Raw genomic sequence first — 18,650 nt, forward strand, 5'->3', positions numbered from 1 at the left:
TTAAGACCCTTGTCCAAAATTCAATTGGGGGCGGGCTTTTTGCTTCCAAAAAATTCTATTGTCGCTTTACCGCTCAATCGGTCAAAATAAATATCATTAAGTGGAGATAGGAGATTAAAATCTATTGTTTTCAAGCACTCATGCTTTATTCCATATCAAACTGAAAGCATAAGCCGTTGAAAGTATTGATTATTATTAGCTTATATCTAATCAAATTAGTTAAAACAGAATTTAATTAAATTAAATCTCATTTAAATGTTTACATTTTTTTGAGAGGGAACTATTATGTTTGTAATAACAGCGTACCTAAGCGGTTTGGAGGAGATACCATTGAAAAAATATTGATTTCAAAAAACACACTTAATTAACGGTAAATTATCTGTATAAACTCAAACTTCTTAGCGCTTACATACAAAACTAAAACACCACCAGCTAAATTCTAATTACACATGTGTTACTGATTGTTTGTACTTTGAATAAGAGTAATCAATTTATTCTTGCCACTTGAAAGTTGGTGATTTATATGAGTGAAACACAGCTGTTGAAATTTATCCGTCCAAAAGACTATATTCCGTTATTGATTAGCAAAATTTATATAAATGGATTTAATGTATTCGTATCGATCATGATTCAATTTGGAGTTGGAGCGGCACTGGATAAGCAGATTTTAGCTCTTTATAAAATATTGTTTATCCTAGTTCTTGCTTCTCTGCTATATGCCCTGATCTACTATTTTTATTCTATGTATTCAGAAAGATTAAAAAAACGAATTGTTGAATATGTTGCCAAGGGGTTGATTTCTAGCGCGTTAATGAAAGTTGATCTTACTCAAGACAATGGAACAATGGTCAATTTAGTCAACCAAGATGCAAATAACGTAGCCAACTATTTTATGATGGGGCTAATGCCAACGATAGATTTTTTGATGATAATCACTGGTGGCTTGACGTATACATTTATTAATTCTTGGATTTTTGGAATTGTTTATAGCACTATTGGTATCATTATCTATGTGATATCTCGATACTATTATGTTAAAGATGTTGAGTTTCGAGTAGAGTTCCAAAAGGACGATGATAATCAGAAAAACTTTATTCCAGATGTATACAATAATTTACCGATTATTCGAGTCTTTAACGTCCGAAACTGGGTGCTATCAGTAAACAATAGACTATATCAATATAAGCAGCGCTCTTTAGAGAAAGATGTAACGGCCACGTCTTCAAGTGCGGGAATCGTCCGCGGTGGGATATACGTGGTAGAAATTATGGCCTTATCCATCGGTCTTCTGTTAGTAAATATGCAACAGCTTAGATTTGATGTTATGTTAGGAATTTGGAATGTGGGGATTGGATCGGTGTTTGATCCATTCTTATCCTTGCCGATTGTGTTGTCATTTATGGCACAACAGCAGGCATCCATGAAAAGGATCCGCAATAATTTTATTTATCAAGGTACAACAACTGATGTTGGCGGAAACGACTCCGAGGTAGATATAACTGATATTGAGGCAAAACAGATAACCTATAAGTACCCAAACAATCAAGCAGTCGCTATAAAAGACCTTTCCTTCCACATTGCGGCAAAGAAAATTACATTTATCGTTGGTAAAAATGGTGCTGGAAAAACTACGCTACTTAGCATATTACAGGGAGTATTACCGAATTTTAGTGGGTCAATTGTTGTTAATACAAAGCAGAAGATGGTTTTGCCTTCTTTAAATGGTCAATCAGCTTTTGTCCCGCAGAAAGGGCAATTGTTTTCAAACACGATTAATTCTAATTTGACACTGGATAAGCCAATAGATAAAGCAAAAGTTATAGAAGTGCTTTCAAAAGTAAACATGTGGGAGACAATAAAAGAACTCCCAAAGGGATTAAAAAGTGTTGTTGGTGAGGATACTAATTTCTCTAAAGGGCAGATCAGACGGTTGGCTATTGCAAGAGCCCTATTGTTGAATAGACAGTTCTTAGTACTTGACGAGCCGTTTTCTGACATTGATTTTGATACTCAAAAGACACTAATGGAACTTCTTAGAAAGTTATCTTCTAATATGGGTATCATCATTGTGACCCATACATATGATTTTGTGAAAAGCACAGACGGAATTATTAGGGTAGGTGGTTTGAATGAATAAGAAAACTATCAACTATTATTGGAATGTTCTAAAACGATTGGGTTATCGTCCGTTGTTGGTGACTGTGGTTGTGATATCTATTTTAGAGTTTCTGCTTGCATATTCATTGAATTACTTTGTCCAACTACTTCAACAGGTATCGATGACCACTTTTGCTATAGCTGCGGTAGTGCTGTCAGCAGTTGGTGTAGTCATTGGGGTTCTTCACCGCCACGTTAAGATAAAAGAGGGGATTTTAAGTTTAAAACTTGAAAATCAACTTACCGATGAAATCATAGACTATTCAAATAAAAATATTGTCGAACAGAATCCTAATTATGATTCTGGATCATGGTTGTCGCTGTGTAATTCAGATGCTCCTCTTATTTCTCAAGCATTATCCGTTACCCTAACTGATTTTTTTGCAGGATTGACTTCCTTCTCAGCCGCTTTTGTGTTTGGCATGATAGTTTCACCTTTACTGACAATTATTGTTCTGCTTTTGGGATTAACGTCTATGATTATTCCCAAATATACTGGTAAGTTAATTTTAAAAAATCAACAAAAACGTCAGCAAGATCAAGACAGTATGCAAACAATACTTCTGCAATTATTCAATGCTAAAGTGCTTTTGTACACTATGAAAGCTCAAAAATTTGCCGAAAAGATGTTTGCAAATAAATATAATAAATTTACTCAAAGTCAGCTGGAAAACGCCCGCAATGAACATCTAGTGGGTAGTGTCAGTGTTGGTACAGGGTTTGTATTTGATGTTACGATCCTCATCATTAGTTTGGTGTTTGTAGCAAAGTCGAAAATTACGATAGGGCAGTTTATGGGGTTTAATGTACTGAATAGCAACTTCCTGTGGATTTTTTACACGATGCCCTCGTTATATAGTCAGTTACTAAGAGGCAGGGTTTCATCACAACGTATTTTTCAATTGTTAAGGCAGAATGATAAGACAGCCCAAAACACCGTTTCGAAGGTCCCAGCGAAAGAAATCGTCATGAAAGATATTGGCTATCATTACCCTAACTCAAGCAAGCAAGTTCTCAACGATGTCACCGTTAATTGGCGAGTAGACAATTTTGCTAAGATTTTAATTACCGGTCCTAGTGGAGTAGGCAAAAGTACATTATTAGACCTTTTATTAGGGTTTAAGAGGCCTAGCATAGGTGAGGCATATTATCTTGATGAAAACAATAAGCAATTACAACCGTCTCAAATACGGCTATCATATGTTCCCCAGCAGGTTAAACTATTTAATCTTTCCCTGAAAGAGAATATTTTGCTAGGGAGAAGAGTGAATAAAAAAAAATATTCAAATATTGAAGCAGGCTGATCTTTATGATTTTGTAGAATGTTTACCTAAGAAAAGTCAAACATTGCTAGTTTCAAACAATGGCAGCAATTTATCGTCCGGGCAGATTCAAAAAATTGGGTTAGCGCGGGCATTAGTTACTTCAACTAATTTACTATTATTAGATGAACCAACTGCAAACTTAGATGAAGGCTCTGCTGTTGAATTTGAGAATATTATTCAAACACTTGATTTATCAGTAATTATAGTTACTCATAGGTCTGAACGACTAAAAAAATGGATGACAAATTATGAATTGAAAAATTCGGCTCTAAGGAAGATAAGTTAATAATTGGATTAAGAGAATACAGTTGTGTATTTGATCATTACTCCAAAACTAAAAAAAGTCCGGCTATTAGCCGGGCTTTTTTGCATATTCATAATCCAAGTCTTTTCGAAAATTAGTTAATTAATAGATAATGCATAAAAGAATAAGAATTAAACATTTAAGCGCTTGTAGAATTTAGAACAAATAAAAAAGCCGATATGACAATAGGCTTTAGTTGATTTATAGAGTTGTGAAACTTTTAAATGCGCCTGGAGGGAATCGAACCCCCATTTCAAGAACCGGAATCTTACGTGCGATCCATTACACTACAGGCGCAACTACAATATAATAATATACAGAATAATCTTCAAAAACTCAACCCCAAAAAGAATCAATTTATGTAAGCGATTACTAAACGGCAAGTTATTGCAAACAATTTATTCTCTGATATACTTGTTTCTGGGTATTGAACGAAGGCCCTCAGCACTCGTTTGAAACTTTTTTCACATGGGGTGCTGACTTTGTTTATTTTTAGTGGTACGATTATCTCTGTACGGTGGTATGATTTAATTCGTATCATTATAATTTTTCTGATTTCCTAAAGGAGGAAAACACAGTATGACTGTAAAGATTGGTATTAATGGTTTTGGCCGTATTGGTCGTTTGGCATTCAAGCGTATTCACGAATTGCACTCTGATGAAATTGAAGTTGTTGCAATTAACGATTTGACTACACCTGACATGTTAGCTTACTTACTTAAGTATGACTCAACTCATGGTCGTTTTAACGGCGAAGTTTCATCAGATGACAAGGGTATCATTGTTGATGGTAAGGAAATCCCTGTTTACGCTGAAAGAGATGCTGCTAACTTACAATGGGTTAAGAATGATGGTGTTGACTACGTTCTTGAATGTACTGGTTTTTACACTTCAGAAGAAAAATCACAAGCTCACATCAAGGCTGGTGCAAAGCGTGTATTGATCTCAGCTCCTGCTGGTAAGATCAAGACTGTTGTTCCTGGTGTTAACTTGGACATCTTGAACTCAGATGACGTTATCGTTTCTGCTGGTTCATGTACTACTAACTGTTTAGCACCTATGACTTACTTCTTGAACAAAGAATTCGGCATCAAAGTTGGTACTATGACAACTGTTCATGCCTTCACTGCTTCACAACAAATTCTTGATGGTCCTAAGTCAAAGAAGAAGCGTACAAACCGTACTGCTAGTGCAAACACTATTCCTCATTCAACTGGTGCTGCTAAGGCTATTGGTTTGGTTATTCCAGAACTTGACGGTAAACTTCAAGGACACGCACAACGTGTTGGTGTTGTAGATGGTTCATTAACTGAATTGACTACTATCCTTGACAAGAAGGTTACTGCTGACGAAGTTAATGCTGCTATCAAGAAGTACACTGTTGATAACGATGCATTTGGCTGGAACGAAGACGAAATCGTATCATCAGATATTATTGATGATTCACACGGTTCAGTATTCGACCCAACTCAAACTGAAGTTACTACTGCTGGTGACTCACAACTTGTTAAGACCGTTGCTTGGTATGACAACGAATGGGGCTTCACTTGCAACATGGTACGTACATTATTGAAGTTTGCTACTCTTTAATAAGTAGTTTGACAATTAACGGAGGAGTGCAACTTCTCCGTTTTTTATTATCTAACAGGCAGTTTTAAATCAATTAATAAACAAATTAGGAGGCAATAAAATGGCAAAACTTACAGTTTCTGACTTGGAACTCGAAGGCAAAAAAGTTTTAATGCGTGTTGACTTCAATGTTCCAATCAAAGACGGAGTTATTGGTGATGACAACAGAATCCAAGCTGCATTACCAACAATCAATTACGTATTGGATCACGATGGAAAGGCAGTTTTATTCTCCCATCTTGGCCGGATCAAGAAGGAAGACGACAAGAAGGGACTTTCACTTCGCCCAGTTGCTGAAAGACTTTCAAACTTGTTAAACAAGCCAGTTATCTTCGTACCAGTTACTGAAGGTGCACAACTTGAAGAAGCAATTGACAAGATGGAAAACGGTAGTGTTCTTTTGTTTGAAAACACTCGTTATGAAGATGTTGTTGATGGCGAATATGTAAAGCGTGAATCAGGAAACGATGCTAAGCTTGGCGAATACTGGGCTTCATTGGGTGACGAGTTTGTAAACGATGCCTTTGGTACCGCTCACCGTTCACACGCATCAAATGCTGGTATTGCAGAAGCAATGCACAAAGCTGGCAAGCCAGTTGCTGCTGGTTTCTTGATGGAAAAGGAAATCCAATTCTTGGGCGAAGCTGTTAATAGTCCTAAGAGACCATTCGTTGCCATTCTTGGTGGTGCTAAGGTTTCTGATAAGATTGGTGTTATTGACAACTTACTCGACAAAGCTGACAAGATCATTATTGGTGGTGGAATGACTTATACATTCTACGCTGCTAAGGGAATCAAGATTGGTGGTTCACTTGTAGAAACTGATAAGATTGATACTGCTAAGTCAATTCTTGACAAGGGTGGAGACAAGATTGTTCTCCCTGTTGACAACGTTGTTGCTACAGAGTTTAAGAACGATGCAGAACACAAGGTTGTTGAAGGCGATATTGACGATGGTTGGATGGCATTAGACATTGGACCTAAGTCAGTTGATCAATTCAAGGATGTTCTTAAAGATGCAAAGACGGTTGTTTGGAATGGACCTATGGGTGTGTTTGAAATGGAAAACTTTGCAAAGGGAACTCTTGAAGTAGGTAAATTCTTAGGAAGTCTTTCAGATGCTACTACAATCGTTGGTGGTGGCGATTCTACTGCCGCTGTTAAGCAATTAGGTGTATCTGACAAGCTTACTCATATTTCTACCGGTGGTGGAGCTTCTCTTGAGTATCTTGAAGGTAAGACTTTACCTGGTATCGCAGCAATCGATAACAAGTAATCAAATAAGATCCGCCAGAGGCGGGTCTTTTTTTGATATAGTTAATGATTTGATATGGTAAAATTAATTGTAAGGCGATTTTTTGTCGAATTGCTCAACTATAATCAAATCAAAGGGATGATTTAAAATGCGAATACCGTTTATTGCTGGTAACTGGAAAATGAATCTTTCAGTTGACGAAGCAGTCGATTTCTTGAAAGCAATGAAGGATAAATTGCCTGATCCTAGTGTTACTGAAACTGCAATTGCTGCGTCACCCCTGTTTTTGGAAAGCATGGTTAAGAATCGTGACGAACTGCCACTGATTATTGCAGCCGAAAATTGTTTTTACGAAGATGAAGGGGCATACACTGGTGAGACTAGTCCTAAGGCACTTGCTGAAATGGGTGTTACTCATGTAATTATTGGTCATTCCGAGAGACGTAAGTACTTTAAGGAAACAGACGACGTTATCAATAAAAAGGTTCATGCTGCTTTTAGGAATGGCCTAACCCCAATTATTTGCTGTGATGAAACGATGAGTCGGCGTGAGTCACCAAATAAGATTTCGTGGGTGGTAAGCCAGGTTACTAACGCTTTAAAGGGAATCGATAATGAGCAAGCTAAAACCTTGATCATTGCATACGAACCAAGTTGGGCGATTGGTAGCGGTAAAACTGCTAGTTCAGATGAGGCGGAAGAGGGATGTTACTTGATTCGACAAACCGTTGCGGATCTCTATTCTGATGAAATTGCTAATCAGGTTAGAGTTTTGTATGGTGGAAGTGTCAATGATAACAACGCTGATGAAATTTTAAGTCAAAATGATATTGATGGCGTTTTGGCTGGTGGTGCGAGTTTAAAGGCGGATTCGTTCCTCCGACTTGCAAATTTTTTACAAAAATAGCGTGAATGAGCTTTTTATTATTGAAAGTTTGCGCCTAAACTAATAAAATTAAGTTGAACCTTGTACAAGAGGTCACAACTTTCGTTAAGGAGAGAAAAAAGACATGTCAATTATTTCTGATATTTATGCTCGTGAAGTTCTTGATTCACGTGGTAACCCAACTGTTGAAGTTGAATTGTATACTGAAGCAGGTGCTATGGGTCGCGGAATCGTACCTTCAGGTGCTTCAACAGGTGAACATGAAGCCGTTGAACTACGTGATGGTGACAAAGACCGTTTCATGGGTAAAGGCGTTCAAAAGGCCGTTGACAACGTAAACAACGTTATTGCAAAGGAAATCGTTGGTTACGATGTAACTGACCAATTAGCAATCGATAAGGCTATGATCGAATTGGACGGTACTCCTAACAAGGGTAAGCTTGGTGCAAATGCTATTTTGGGTGTTTCACTTGCTGCTGCTCGTGCTGCTGCTGATGAATTAGAAATGCCATTGTACAACTACTTGGGTGGTTTTAACGCTAACTTATTACCTACTCCAATGTTGAACGTTATCAATGGTGGAAAGCACGCTAACAACAAGGTTGATTTCCAAGAATTCATGATTATGCCTGTTGGTGCACCAACTATCAAGGAAGCTGTTCGTTGGAGTTCAGAAACATTCCACAATTTGAAAAACTTATTGAACGAACGCGGTTACTCAACTGCTGTTGGTGATGAAGGTGGATTCGCACCTGATTTGAAGAACAACGAGGAACCATTTGAAATTCTTGTTGAAGCTATCCAACGTGCAGGTTACAAGCCAGGTAAGGACATCGCCATTGCCTTTGACTGTGCCGCATCAGAATTCTACAACACTGAGACTAAGAAGTATGACCTTGTTGGTGACGGCAAGTCATACACTGCTGACGAATTCGTTGGTTTACTTGAAGAAATCGTTGACAAGTACCCAGTTATTTCAATCGAAGACCCACTTGATGAAAACGAATGGGAAGATTGGAAGATGGCTACTGACCGTCTTGGCAAGAAGGTTCAAATCGTTGGTGATGACTTGTTCGTTACTAACACTGACTACTTGAAGAAGGGTATTGAAAGTGGCGTTGCCAATGCTATCCTTATCAAGCTTAACCAAATCGGTACTTTGACTGAAACAGTTCAAGCTGTTGAAATGGCCAAAGAAGCAGGTTACACTGCTATCATTTCACACCGTTCTGGTGAAACTGAAGATACTACAATTTCTGACTTGGTTGTTGCTCTTAACGCTGGTCAAATCAAGACTGGTTCAATGAGCCGTGGCGAACGTATCGCTAAGTACAACCAATTGATGAGAATTGAAGATCAATTGGGCGACATCGCTAACTACAAGGGTGTTGACTCATTCTACAACCTTTCAAAGGAAGCTCGTCAAAACATTTTAAACAAGTAATTTTAAATTACTAAAATAACTAGCCTTCATTTTTTCGGATTTAATTTATGAATCGAAAAAAATGGAGGTTTTTTATTGTGAAAAAATTGATTCTCTTTTCAACAGCTGTATTAGGAATGACAATGGTAGGTGGGGTTGGTGCTTCCGCGGACCAACAAATGGCAGCATCACAAAATAGTGCTGCAAAGGTAGAAAATAGTGACTTGATTTTGGTGAGAACAACGTTCTGTTCCTCAAATAGTGAAGGCAAACAGCAAATTGTCAATCGGTACCAATGGCTAAAGGGTGATTATAAGGTTGGCAACGCAGTATCGGCACCAACCTATGCTGGCTATACCCCATCTGCAAAAGCTGCCAGTGTATCACCACAAAAAGATATGGCATTTACTTATCTTCAGGACGAAGAGTTCGTTGGGGAACGTTATGCGGTTGATTTTACAGTTGATGAGGACAAGCCAGGTCGGACCAATGTTGATCAGTCAAAAGTAACTGACAAATTAATTGGTGATGACAGCGGAAGAATTAAGGGGGAAGGTCAAAGAGTTACTGGAAATGATAGTGACCAAAAGCCTGACACCGGTACTAGTATAGAAAAACCTAAGGATGAGGATATTAATCCTGCAGACGATGGAAAAATTAAGGATGATACCAGTGTCTCTGGGTCTGGTAAAACTGAGAACCAACCAACTACCGATAAACGGGATGAGGGGACCATTACTGATCAACCTAACACGAGTGATCAAGGTACCGAAACTAAAGAAATTGACGCTAAGGACGAATCAACTGCAACTGACATTAGTAAGAGCAAGGATACTGGTGTTGGGGATGGAGAAATTAAAACCACTGACGAAGGAACTGGATCAAGTGAAATTGGTGTAAATGATAAGGGAATCGGAGAAGATTTGGTTACTGCAAGCGATCAAGGAACTGGTGACAATTTAGTTTCTGTGAGCGATGAAAATGTTGGAACCGATAAAGTTACCACAGTGGATACTGGTGTGGGCGATGACATGATTTTAAGTGGTAAAACAGATGTCGAGACTCAAGCTGATTCAACTAAAAATCAAGGTAACCAAACTGGGAGCAATCCTATTCAAATTACAACTCCCACAGTTAACCACTATCAAATCATTGGCAAGTCGTTTGGTAATGTACTATTTGAATATCCAACCAGTTTAAGTAGTGAAGACATAAACGCTTTAGCTCGAAATGGATTAAATTATTATGGTTATGTATATCAAGGTGGAATGGTTCAAGGCGACCGCTTGTTCATGAACTTCATTCCCGCAAAAGTCCCTGTGAAAGTTCAAGCGGTCAACAAGCATGGAAAGAAGATTAAAAGACTTACTTTTTACGTTGACTACGGCACGACTATCAGCAAATCAACGCTTAACTTGAAGGGGTATAAAATTGCCGGTAAACTGACCCCCGTTAGAGTATCTACTACAGATCCGATTGATTTGACAGTTAAGTATAATAAGCAACGTTCTAGCAAAATTCATCGTGTGGTGAAGAAGGCCAAGCTGACCAAGAATCGAATGGTGCGGAAAGCTAATCGGCATCGTGATACCAAAAAGGCAAAAAAGGTTGTTAAGAAAGCGATTACCAAGGGTCGAGTTATTAAAAAACATTAATATTAACTCTCAAATAATGATATTATTTTAGATAGTAATTATTTGAGGATGAGAAAATTGATTAGTCAAAGTAGATTTTATTACAACCAGATAAAGATGATCTTAAGTGGTATTTTGATTGGGGCTTTGTCTGGAACTGTGGTAGCCATGTTTCGCTTTATTATTCAGGGGTTAACTGAATTTATGACCAAATTATTGGGCTTGGCAAAGCATGATTTTAAATTAGTTCTTGTCGCCCTAGTGATCGTGGTCACAATTGGTTTGATTGGTGGCAAGCTACTTTCAGATGTCCCTGATATAAAAGGGTCCGGAATACCTCAAGTTGAAGGCCAACTTCAAGGTCTAGTTGAGTTCCCTTTTTGGCCGGTATTATGGCGCAAGTTTGTTGCGGGTTCATTAGCTATTGGTAGTGGGCTGTATCTTGGGCGTGAAGGCCCCTCTATTCAGCTTGGGTCAACAGTTGGTCAGGGAGTTGCAAAACTTACTAACCAGGTTGGAACGGATCGAAAGGTTCTGATTTCAAGTGGGGCTGCAGCTGGCCTCAGTGCTGCCTTTAATGCTCCGATAGCAAGTACGATGTTTGTGCTTGAAGAAATTTATCACAACTTTTCAACCAACATTTGGGTCGTTTCGCTATCTGCTTCGATTACGGCTGACTTCGTGGCAACATATGCTTTTGGTTTGAAACCAGTTCTATATATGCCATCGTCACCGTTGCCCTTAAATTACTTTCCGTTGGCAATTTTGTTAGGAATCGTTCTGGGTGTACTTGGAAGGGCATATCAATTTGTCATTTTAAATATCAATGTGGCATATGATTGGATCAATAAGATCAATCCAAAATTAAGGCCATATGCTGGAATAATTCCTCTGGTCTGTTTAATTCCACTTGGAATGTATCTGCCAATCCTAATGGGAGGCGGAAGTAGAGTAATATTGTCGTTACCAACGGGAAGTTACTCAGTCATTGCAATCTTAGGATTCCTTATCGTTAGATTTTTTGTTTCAATCTTTAATTATGGTAGTAGTTTGCCTGGTGGCATCTTTCTCCCCATCCTTTGTTTAGGCGCTTTAATTGGTGCTGTGGTAGGTAAAATTCTGATAATGGTTGGTTTGGTTTCCCCTCACTACTTTTCAAGCTTTGTAATTATGGGGATGGCTGGTTATTTTGCAGGGATCAGTAAGGCGCCTTTTACGGCAATTTTATTGATTACTGAAATGGTTGGTAGCTTGACCCATATGCTGGGACTTGCTGTGGTATCACTAGTAGCGTACATCGTTGTTGATGTTTTGAGAGGTGGCCCAGTTTATGCAGATATGCTAGATGCAATGATGAAGGTGGACACCCAAGAGTTTATTGGTCGGACAAGCGAAATTATTCAAACGGTGTTTGTCGGGGCCAATGCTGATGGTCGTAAGGTTAAAGACATCAAATGGCCAAAGGGAGCTCTAATTACAAAGGTTAAGCGAAATGGTCATGAGTTTATCCCAACTGGAGATATGCTGATAATGGCTGGTGATACTATGTTCGTTAATGTTGCTGATAAGAATCGATATCAGCTAACAAAAGAACTTCAAAAAATTGCAACGAAGAAATAGTAAACTGGCATTATCTGTTGGTTTATGGTATCGTATTATGAGTAATGTAAGCCGTATGTTCGGTGGGAGGCTATCACGTGTATAATTTACTATTAACTTTGCTAATAATTGATTGTATTTTGATTACAATCGCAGTTTTGATGCAACCATCAAAAACCAACGACGCTATGTCTGCTTTAACAGGTGGGGCTGATGATTTGTTTGCAAAACAAAAGCCACGCGGGTTTGAAGCGTTTATGCAAAAGACGACTGTTGTACTAGGAGTAATCTTTTTCGCATTATCACTTGGTCTAGTTTGGTTGTCATCACATTAGTTATGGAATCCTCCTGTTTAAAAGCAGGGGGATTTTTATTATAATGAGTATATGAATCTGAATTGAGGGGGGAAGGTACCATGCCACAACCAGGAACATTCTTTTTTGAACACGGGAAAAAGGGTATTATTTTAATGCACGCGTTTGCTAGTGGCCCAATTGACGTTCGTTTATTAGCAAGGCGATTGGAGAAGTTGGATTACTCAGTTTACGCGCCGCTACTTACTGGTCATGGAACTCCTGATTTTATGGACATTATAAATCAGGGATCCCCTGAGAAGTGGTGGCAAGGTACTCAAGATGCTGTTTCATTCATGAAGGAAAAGGGAATGGAACAAATTAGTATCTTTGGGATTTCGCTTGGAGGTATTTTTGCTGCCAAGGCTTTGGAATCTTTTCCAGAATTAGTTGGTGGTGGATCGTTTGGTTCCCCAATTGTTCGTGAGGGACCTTCCACAGTCCACAATACATTTATCAAGATGGCAAGGGCCAATTATGTTGCCTATAAAACTGACCCATCTGTCATGGCTGAAAAGCTCGAATGGCTTGATAATAATATTGATTCACTGCTTGCTGATATTTCAACATTTACGTTGGATGTTTCGGCCAATCTTGATAAAATCCAGGTTCCCTACTTTATCGGCCAGGGACTTGCTGATGAGATTGTCGATCCACAAAGTGGCCGCAATTTGAATAATCGTTTGAAGAATACCTCAGTGAGTTTTCATGAGTATCCAGATGCTAGTCATATGATTACGGTCAATTCTGCTCACCAGCAGTTGGAACAAGATTTAAGCCTGTTTCTAGAAAATATATATAAATAATTGAGGAATAAATATTGCAAGATCAAGATAAAGAATTAAAAAACGAAATTGAAGGTGTGCTTAGAGCACATCCAGACCAATCCAAATCGGTAGAAGAAATTGCTGATGAACTTCACTATCACGGTTCAGCTGCCTTTAAATTAATTGTTCAAGAACTTGTTATTCTTGAGAGAGAAGGAACTGCAGTGGTGACCGAAGACGGTAAATTCAAACTGAATCCAGAAAATCTCAAATTAAGTGGTATTTTCCATGCAAATGATAAGGGATTTGGGTTTATTGCCTACGACGATGTTCAACCAGACGCTTATGTTGCCCCAGACAACACGATGATGGCTCTGAATGGAGACACGGTTGAATTTGAAATCACTAGACCAGCGTCAGCTGACATGAGTAAGGGACCCGAAGCTAAGGTTACTGCTATCACTGATCGCAAGTATAAAAATGTTGTTGGTGCCTTTTCTAAGGGCGAAGATGATGGTGAATACTACGGTCAAGTTCGATTGACAGATAAAAAAATCGCCAAATATAAGTTTTATATCAATGAGATTGGACTGAAACCAACTCCTGGTGAAGTAATTACTGCTCAAATCACCGAGTATCCAAATGCAAAGCATCCTGACTATATGGTGGGAATTGCTGACCAAATTATTGGTTCGGTTGACGATCCAGGAATTGATATTTTACAAATTGTATACGCTCATGATATTCCTTCTGAATTTCCAGAGGAAGTTATGGAAGCCGCTGATCAAATTCCAGACCACGTTACCGAAGAGGAAAAAATTGGTCGGGAAGATATTACTGATCAAACCTTAGTAACTATTGATGGTGAGTCATCAAAAGATTTGGATGATGCGGTAACTGTTTGGAAATTAGATAACGGAAACTATCACCTTGGTGTTCATATTGCCGATGTTAGTCATTACGTTACTCCAGGTAGCGTTATTGACAAGGAAGCATTTAGACGCGGAACTTCAGTTTATTTAACTGACCGCGTAATTCCAATGTTGCCAAGACGTCTTTCCAATGGAATCTGTTCTCTTAACGAGGGTGAATTGCGACTATGTATGAGTTGTGACATGGAAATTGACCAAGCCGGAAATGTTATTAAGCACCGAATCCATCCTAGTTTGATGAGATCTGCTGCCCGTATGACCTATACCGCGGTTAACGAAATCATTGAATCTCATGATGAAAAGACAATGGCTAGATATGACAAACTAGTGCCAATGTTTGAAGACATGGCTGATCTTCATCGAATTTTGTACAAGCACAGAAAAAATAACGGTGCAATTGATTTTGACAATCACGAAGCTGAAATTATCGTTGATGAAAAGGGTCACCCAATTGATATTAAGCTACGAGTTCGGGGATTAGCAGAAAGAATGATTGAATCATTCATGTTGGCTGCAAATGAAACCGTTGCTCAACATTATTATGAAGCCCATGTTCCGTTCCTATATCGGGTTCATGAAACCCCAGATGCTGACCGAATTAAGAGCTTCTTTGAAATGCTCACGGCCTTTGGAATCAATGTTAAAGGTGATCCAGAGCACATTAAACCAAAAATGCTTCAGAATGTTTTGAAAAAGGTTGCTGGTAAGCCTGAAGAAACAATGGTGTCCGTAATGTTACTTCGGAGCTTAAAGCAGGCTAAATATTCCGATCAGTCTCTTGGTCACTTTGGTTTGGCTGCACCATACTATACCCACTTTACTTCACCAATTAGACGGTACCCTGATACAATGGTTCACCGGATGATTCATTACTACGAAGATAACGGGATTAATAAGGAAACCAAGAAGAAGTATGCGAATGTCCTAGATGAGATTGCAACCACAACTTCTGAGTATGAACGCCGAGCTGTTGATGCCGAGCGTGATACGGATGCAATGAAGAAGGCAGAGTACATGCATGACCACATTGGTGAAGAGTTTGATGCCGTGGTTAGCTCAGTTCTTAAATTCGGAATGTTCGTTGAATTGCCAAATACAGTTGAGGGACTTGTTCATATTAGTCGGATGAACGATGACTACTATGAATACGTTGAACAGTTTATGGCACTCGTTGGTCGGAATACCAGAAGAACGTACAAGATGGGGCAAGAAATTCGGGTTAAGGTAATCAACGTTGATATTGAACAAAGTGCAGTTGACTTTGATATTGTTGATCCTGAAAAGACCCCAACAAGTGATATGTTGCCAAAACGTCATTACAATAATGATAGACAGCATTCCAACAACAGACATTCATCAAATAACAACCGGAATCACAGTAACAATCGTAACAGCCGTGGTGGTAATGGTAATTCCCACTCAAGACAATCTGGAAATAATAAACGCCACTAATCTGAGGAGGTGTAATCATGGCAAAGAATAAGACCAAAAAAAATGACGACAATTTGATGGCCCAAAACAAAAAGGCTAGACATGATTACTCGATTCAAGATACTTATGAGGCAGGAATTGTACTGACTGGAACTGAAATTAAGTCGATTCGCGATAGGAGAATCAATTTAAAAGACGGGTTCGTCCAAATAAAGAACGGTGAGGCTTACATGATGAACGTTCACATTAGTGAGTACGCTAATGGTAACCAGTTCAATCATGATCCAATTCGAAATCGGAAGTTACTTCTCCACAAGAAGGAAATTAAACGGTTATCTCAAGATACTTCAGATAAAGGGATTACAATTGTTCCACTAAAGGTTTATCTTAAGAATGGTTTTGCTAAGGTTTTGATTGGTGTCGCTAAAGGTAAGCGTGAATTTGATAAGCGTGAATCCATTAAGCGTCGCGATCAGGAACGTCAAATCGACCGAGTAATGAAGCACTATAAATAAATTCGAACACATGTCCCACTGTTCGATACATAAAAAAACGAAGATTATACCAGCGATGCTGGTTTTAATCTTCGTTTTTTAATCTAAAGATGGACTGAAATTTTTGAAAGGGTTTTTGGAGATGTTCAAGTGGTTAACCACGACTGGATGATTTAAAATCGCTGAAATTGCAACGATGATTGGTTCGTACTCTAAATTAGTTGCGGTAATTATTCGGACTACTTTACCATCATTATTAAATGAGTTAATTGCTCCAATTCGCTTGTGACCATTAAATATTATGTAGTTTTGCTTTTTCTCATTGCCAACCACTAACCAGTTAATACCGTTGATATAAAGAGTCGTATAACGAAATGCAACGTTAAAGAGTGAAGTTCCAATCATGTCTTCTGAGGCGAATAATTCGAACTGGGGGTGGGTTCCCAAAGTACGTTGCTTGATTTCAACTAGCAGTTCGCCAATTCGGGAGTAAACGGAGTATGAATCCGATACCAGTCCCCAACGACCAATAATCAGATATTTTGTGTCATCAAATTCATTGATGACCTTTGCCGAACCACTTTGTTCAAGTTCCGAAACGTTAAGTTGAATTTTTCGACTCATCATATTAACCCTTTCCTTGTTTTAATTTTATTTTAACATGTTAACCCAGTTATTACTCGCTGATAAACGGTAATTCATATGGTAAAATAGATGTTGAGGTGTTGGGAATGAAACCGTTTATCAAGAATGACTGGTGGGATGTATTGGAGCCAGAGTTTGAAAAAACTTACTATCAAGAACTACGAAAGTTTTTGGTAAGTGAATATGAGACCCAGTTTATCCATCCAGATATGAATCATATTTTCGAAGCTTTTGCTTTAACCCCGTTTAGTAAGGTAAAAGTTGTTATTCTTGGTCAGGATCCTTATCATGAGCCTAATCAAGCTCACGGTCTTAGTTTTTCAGTTTTACCGGGGGTGCAAATTCCACCTTCGTTAAGAAATATTTATAAGGAACTAGAATCAGATTTAGGAATCAAGCCAGTCAACCACGGTTATTTGACTAGTTGGGCAAAGCAGGGAGTGTTACTCCTTAATTCTGTTCTGACGGTTAGAAACGGTCAGGCATTCTCTCATAAGGGCAAGGGTTGGGAGCAGTTAACAGATGCAGCAATCAAAAAGTTATCGGAACGAGAAGAGCCGGTGGTGTTCATCCTATGGGGACGGGCCGCTAGGAATAAGATATCTTTAATTGATACTGATACCAACATCGTAATTCAATCAGCCCATCCAAGCCCATTGTCAGCAAGTCGCGGATTCTTCGGCTCTAAGCCATTTTCTAAGACTAATGAGGCTTTGATTGCCATGGGAAAAGAGCCAATTAACTGGCAGTTACCTGAACATGTAGATCAACCAATCTAATTTAGTAAATCTCAGGAGGAATATGTAATGGATTTATTTGATAGTTTAAAGAGCAAAATTAAAGGCAAAAAAATTAGTTTAGTATTTCCTGAAGGTAGTGACAGAAGAATTGTCGAGGCGGCTTCACGACTAGCTGCGGATGATCTTGCTCATCCAATTTTATTAGGGACAAATGATGAAATTTCGAAAGTTGCTACTAGCATTGATGCAAGCTTAGACGGTGTGGAAATCGTTGATTTTGAAAACCAACCTCAAGACGTAATCAATTCAATGGTCAATGCAATTGTTGAGAGACGTAAGGGAAAAACGGACGAAGAAAAGGCTCGTCAATGGCTGAAAGATGCAAACTATTTTGGAACTACGATGGTATACATGGACAAAGTTGACGGAATGGTTTCTGGTGCTTTCCACCCAACCGGTGACACTGTTCGACCAGCTCTTCAAATTATTAAAACAAAGCCAGGAGTCAATTTGATCAGTGGTTCGTTCGTTATGCAGAAGGGTGACCAAAGATACTTATTTGCTGACTGTGCAATTAATCTTGAGTTGGATGCTCAGCAAATGGCAGAAGTTGCCGTTGTAAGTGCTGAAATGGCCAAAACTTTTGATATTGATCCTAAAGTGGCAATGCTTAGTTTCTCAACTAAGAGTTCAGCCAAAGGGGATATGGTGACAAAAGTCCAAGAAGCCACTAAACTCGCAAAAGAAATGGCACCAGATTTACCAATTGATGGTGAATTTCAATTTGATGCTGCATTTGTCCCTGAGGTCGCTGCCCAGAAGGCCCCTGATTCAGACGTTGCAGGTCACGCGACCGTGTTTATCTTCCCAAGTTTGGAAGCCGGAAACATTGGTTATAAAATTGGTCAACGGTTTGGTGGGTTTGAAGCACTTGGCCCAATCCTTCAAGGACTTAACAAGCCAGTTAATGATTTATCACGGGGTAGTAACCCAGAAGATGTCTATAAAGTAGCGATTATTACCGCTGCACAAGCGCTATAATATGAAACAAGGGTGGGTCATTGGTATTATAAAAT

General features: G+C 38.8%; 16 protein-coding genes and 1 tRNA gene. 15 read left to right on the plus strand and 2 right to left on the minus strand.

Annotated features, from left to right (window positions below):
- Positions 1-523: 523 nt before the first annotated feature.
- Genes QOW94_RS00600 through QOW94_RS00610 form a run of 3 tightly spaced genes read left to right on the plus strand, consistent with a single transcriptional unit; the run spans position 524 to position 3,768 of the window.
- On the plus strand, positions 524-2,137 hold the full coding sequence (locus tag QOW94_RS00600) for an ATP-binding cassette domain-containing protein (protein WP_283678105.1): 1,614 nt from the start codon (positions 524-526) through the stop codon (positions 2,135-2,137).
- The gene (locus QOW94_RS00605) at positions 2,130-3,461 is read left to right on the plus strand and encodes an ABC transporter transmembrane domain-containing protein (protein ID WP_283678106.1); all 1,332 of its coding nucleotides are present in this window, start codon (positions 2,130-2,132) and stop codon (positions 3,459-3,461) included. Before QOW94_RS00600 ends, QOW94_RS00605 begins: the two co-directional genes overlap by 8 nt.
- Positions 3,448-3,768 (plus strand): ATP-binding cassette domain-containing protein, encoded by a 321-nt coding sequence (locus QOW94_RS00610; protein ID WP_283678107.1) that lies wholly within the window; start codon positions 3,448-3,450, stop codon positions 3,766-3,768. The genes QOW94_RS00605 and QOW94_RS00610 overlap by 14 nt, the downstream gene beginning before the upstream one ends.
- A gap of 243 nt (positions 3,769-4,011) precedes the next feature.
- Here the strand turns inward: QOW94_RS00610 and QOW94_RS00615 are convergent.
- Positions 4,012-4,083: transfer RNA gene (locus QOW94_RS00615), tRNA-Arg, on the minus strand.
- A 282-nt stretch (positions 4,084-4,365) separates the two neighbouring features.
- On the opposite strand from QOW94_RS00615, the gene gap reads away from it, so the two are divergent.
- From gap to smpB, 10 genes are all read left to right on the plus strand, one after another.
- The gene (gene gap, locus QOW94_RS00620) at positions 4,366-5,376 is read left to right on the plus strand and encodes a type I glyceraldehyde-3-phosphate dehydrogenase (protein ID WP_283678108.1); all 1,011 of its coding nucleotides are present in this window, start codon (positions 4,366-4,368) and stop codon (positions 5,374-5,376) included.
- Between the two features lie 100 nt (positions 5,377-5,476).
- Complete coding sequence (locus tag QOW94_RS00625; RefSeq protein ID WP_283678109.1) at positions 5,477-6,691, plus strand: phosphoglycerate kinase; 1,215 nt, start codon at positions 5,477-5,479, stop codon at positions 6,689-6,691.
- 127 nt (positions 6,692-6,818) lie between these two features.
- Positions 6,819-7,577, plus strand: coding sequence for a triose-phosphate isomerase (gene tpiA / locus QOW94_RS00630; RefSeq protein WP_283678110.1), 759 nt, complete (start codon positions 6,819-6,821; stop codon positions 7,575-7,577).
- Positions 7,578-7,680: 103 nt separating this feature from the next.
- Positions 7,681-9,000, plus strand: coding sequence for a phosphopyruvate hydratase (eno, locus tag QOW94_RS00635; protein ID WP_283678111.1), 1,320 nt, complete (start codon positions 7,681-7,683; stop codon positions 8,998-9,000).
- A gap of 77 nt (positions 9,001-9,077) precedes the next feature.
- Positions 9,078-10,634: a hypothetical protein gene (locus tag QOW94_RS00640; RefSeq protein WP_283678112.1), complete on the plus strand. Its 1,557-nt coding sequence runs from the start codon at positions 9,078-9,080 to the stop codon at positions 10,632-10,634.
- A gap of 48 nt (positions 10,635-10,682) precedes the next feature.
- Positions 10,683-12,233, plus strand: a complete 1,551-nt coding sequence (locus QOW94_RS00645; protein WP_283678113.1) for a ClC family H(+)/Cl(-) exchange transporter — start codon at positions 10,683-10,685, stop codon at positions 12,231-12,233.
- A gap of 77 nt (positions 12,234-12,310) precedes the next feature.
- Positions 12,311-12,547, plus strand: coding sequence for a preprotein translocase subunit SecG (gene secG / locus QOW94_RS00650; RefSeq protein WP_283678114.1), 237 nt, complete (start codon positions 12,311-12,313; stop codon positions 12,545-12,547).
- Between the two features lie 80 nt (positions 12,548-12,627).
- Positions 12,628-13,371, plus strand: coding sequence for an alpha/beta hydrolase (locus QOW94_RS00655; protein WP_283678115.1), 744 nt, complete (start codon positions 12,628-12,630; stop codon positions 13,369-13,371).
- Positions 13,372-13,385: 14 nt separating this feature from the next.
- Entirely contained in the window at positions 13,386-15,716 is a 2,331-nt protein-coding gene (gene rnr, locus QOW94_RS00660) for a ribonuclease R (RefSeq protein WP_283678116.1), read from the plus strand.
- 17 nt (positions 15,717-15,733) lie between these two features.
- Complete coding sequence (gene smpB, locus QOW94_RS00665) at positions 15,734-16,210, plus strand: SsrA-binding protein SmpB (protein WP_283678117.1); 477 nt, start codon at positions 15,734-15,736, stop codon at positions 16,208-16,210.
- A 78-nt stretch (positions 16,211-16,288) separates the two neighbouring features.
- Here the strand turns inward: smpB and QOW94_RS00670 are convergent, their stop codons facing one another.
- Complete coding sequence (locus QOW94_RS00670; protein ID WP_283678119.1) at positions 16,289-16,816, minus strand: LURP-one-related/scramblase family protein; 528 nt, start codon at positions 16,814-16,816, stop codon at positions 16,289-16,291.
- A 104-nt stretch (positions 16,817-16,920) separates the two neighbouring features.
- Here QOW94_RS00670 and QOW94_RS00675 point away from each other — a divergent pair, with 104 nt between their 5' ends.
- Entirely contained in the window at positions 16,921-17,613 is a 693-nt protein-coding gene (locus QOW94_RS00675) for a uracil-DNA glycosylase (protein ID WP_283678120.1), read from the plus strand.
- 27 nt (positions 17,614-17,640) lie between these two features.
- Complete coding sequence (gene pta, locus QOW94_RS00680) at positions 17,641-18,615, plus strand: phosphate acetyltransferase (protein ID WP_283678121.1); 975 nt, start codon at positions 17,641-17,643, stop codon at positions 18,613-18,615.
- The last annotated feature ends 35 nt before the right edge of the window (positions 18,616-18,650 follow it).

The organism is Lentilactobacillus sp. Marseille-Q4993, from assembly GCF_951230165.1.
Classification (GTDB): Bacteria; Bacillota; Bacilli; order Lactobacillales; family Lactobacillaceae; genus Lentilactobacillus.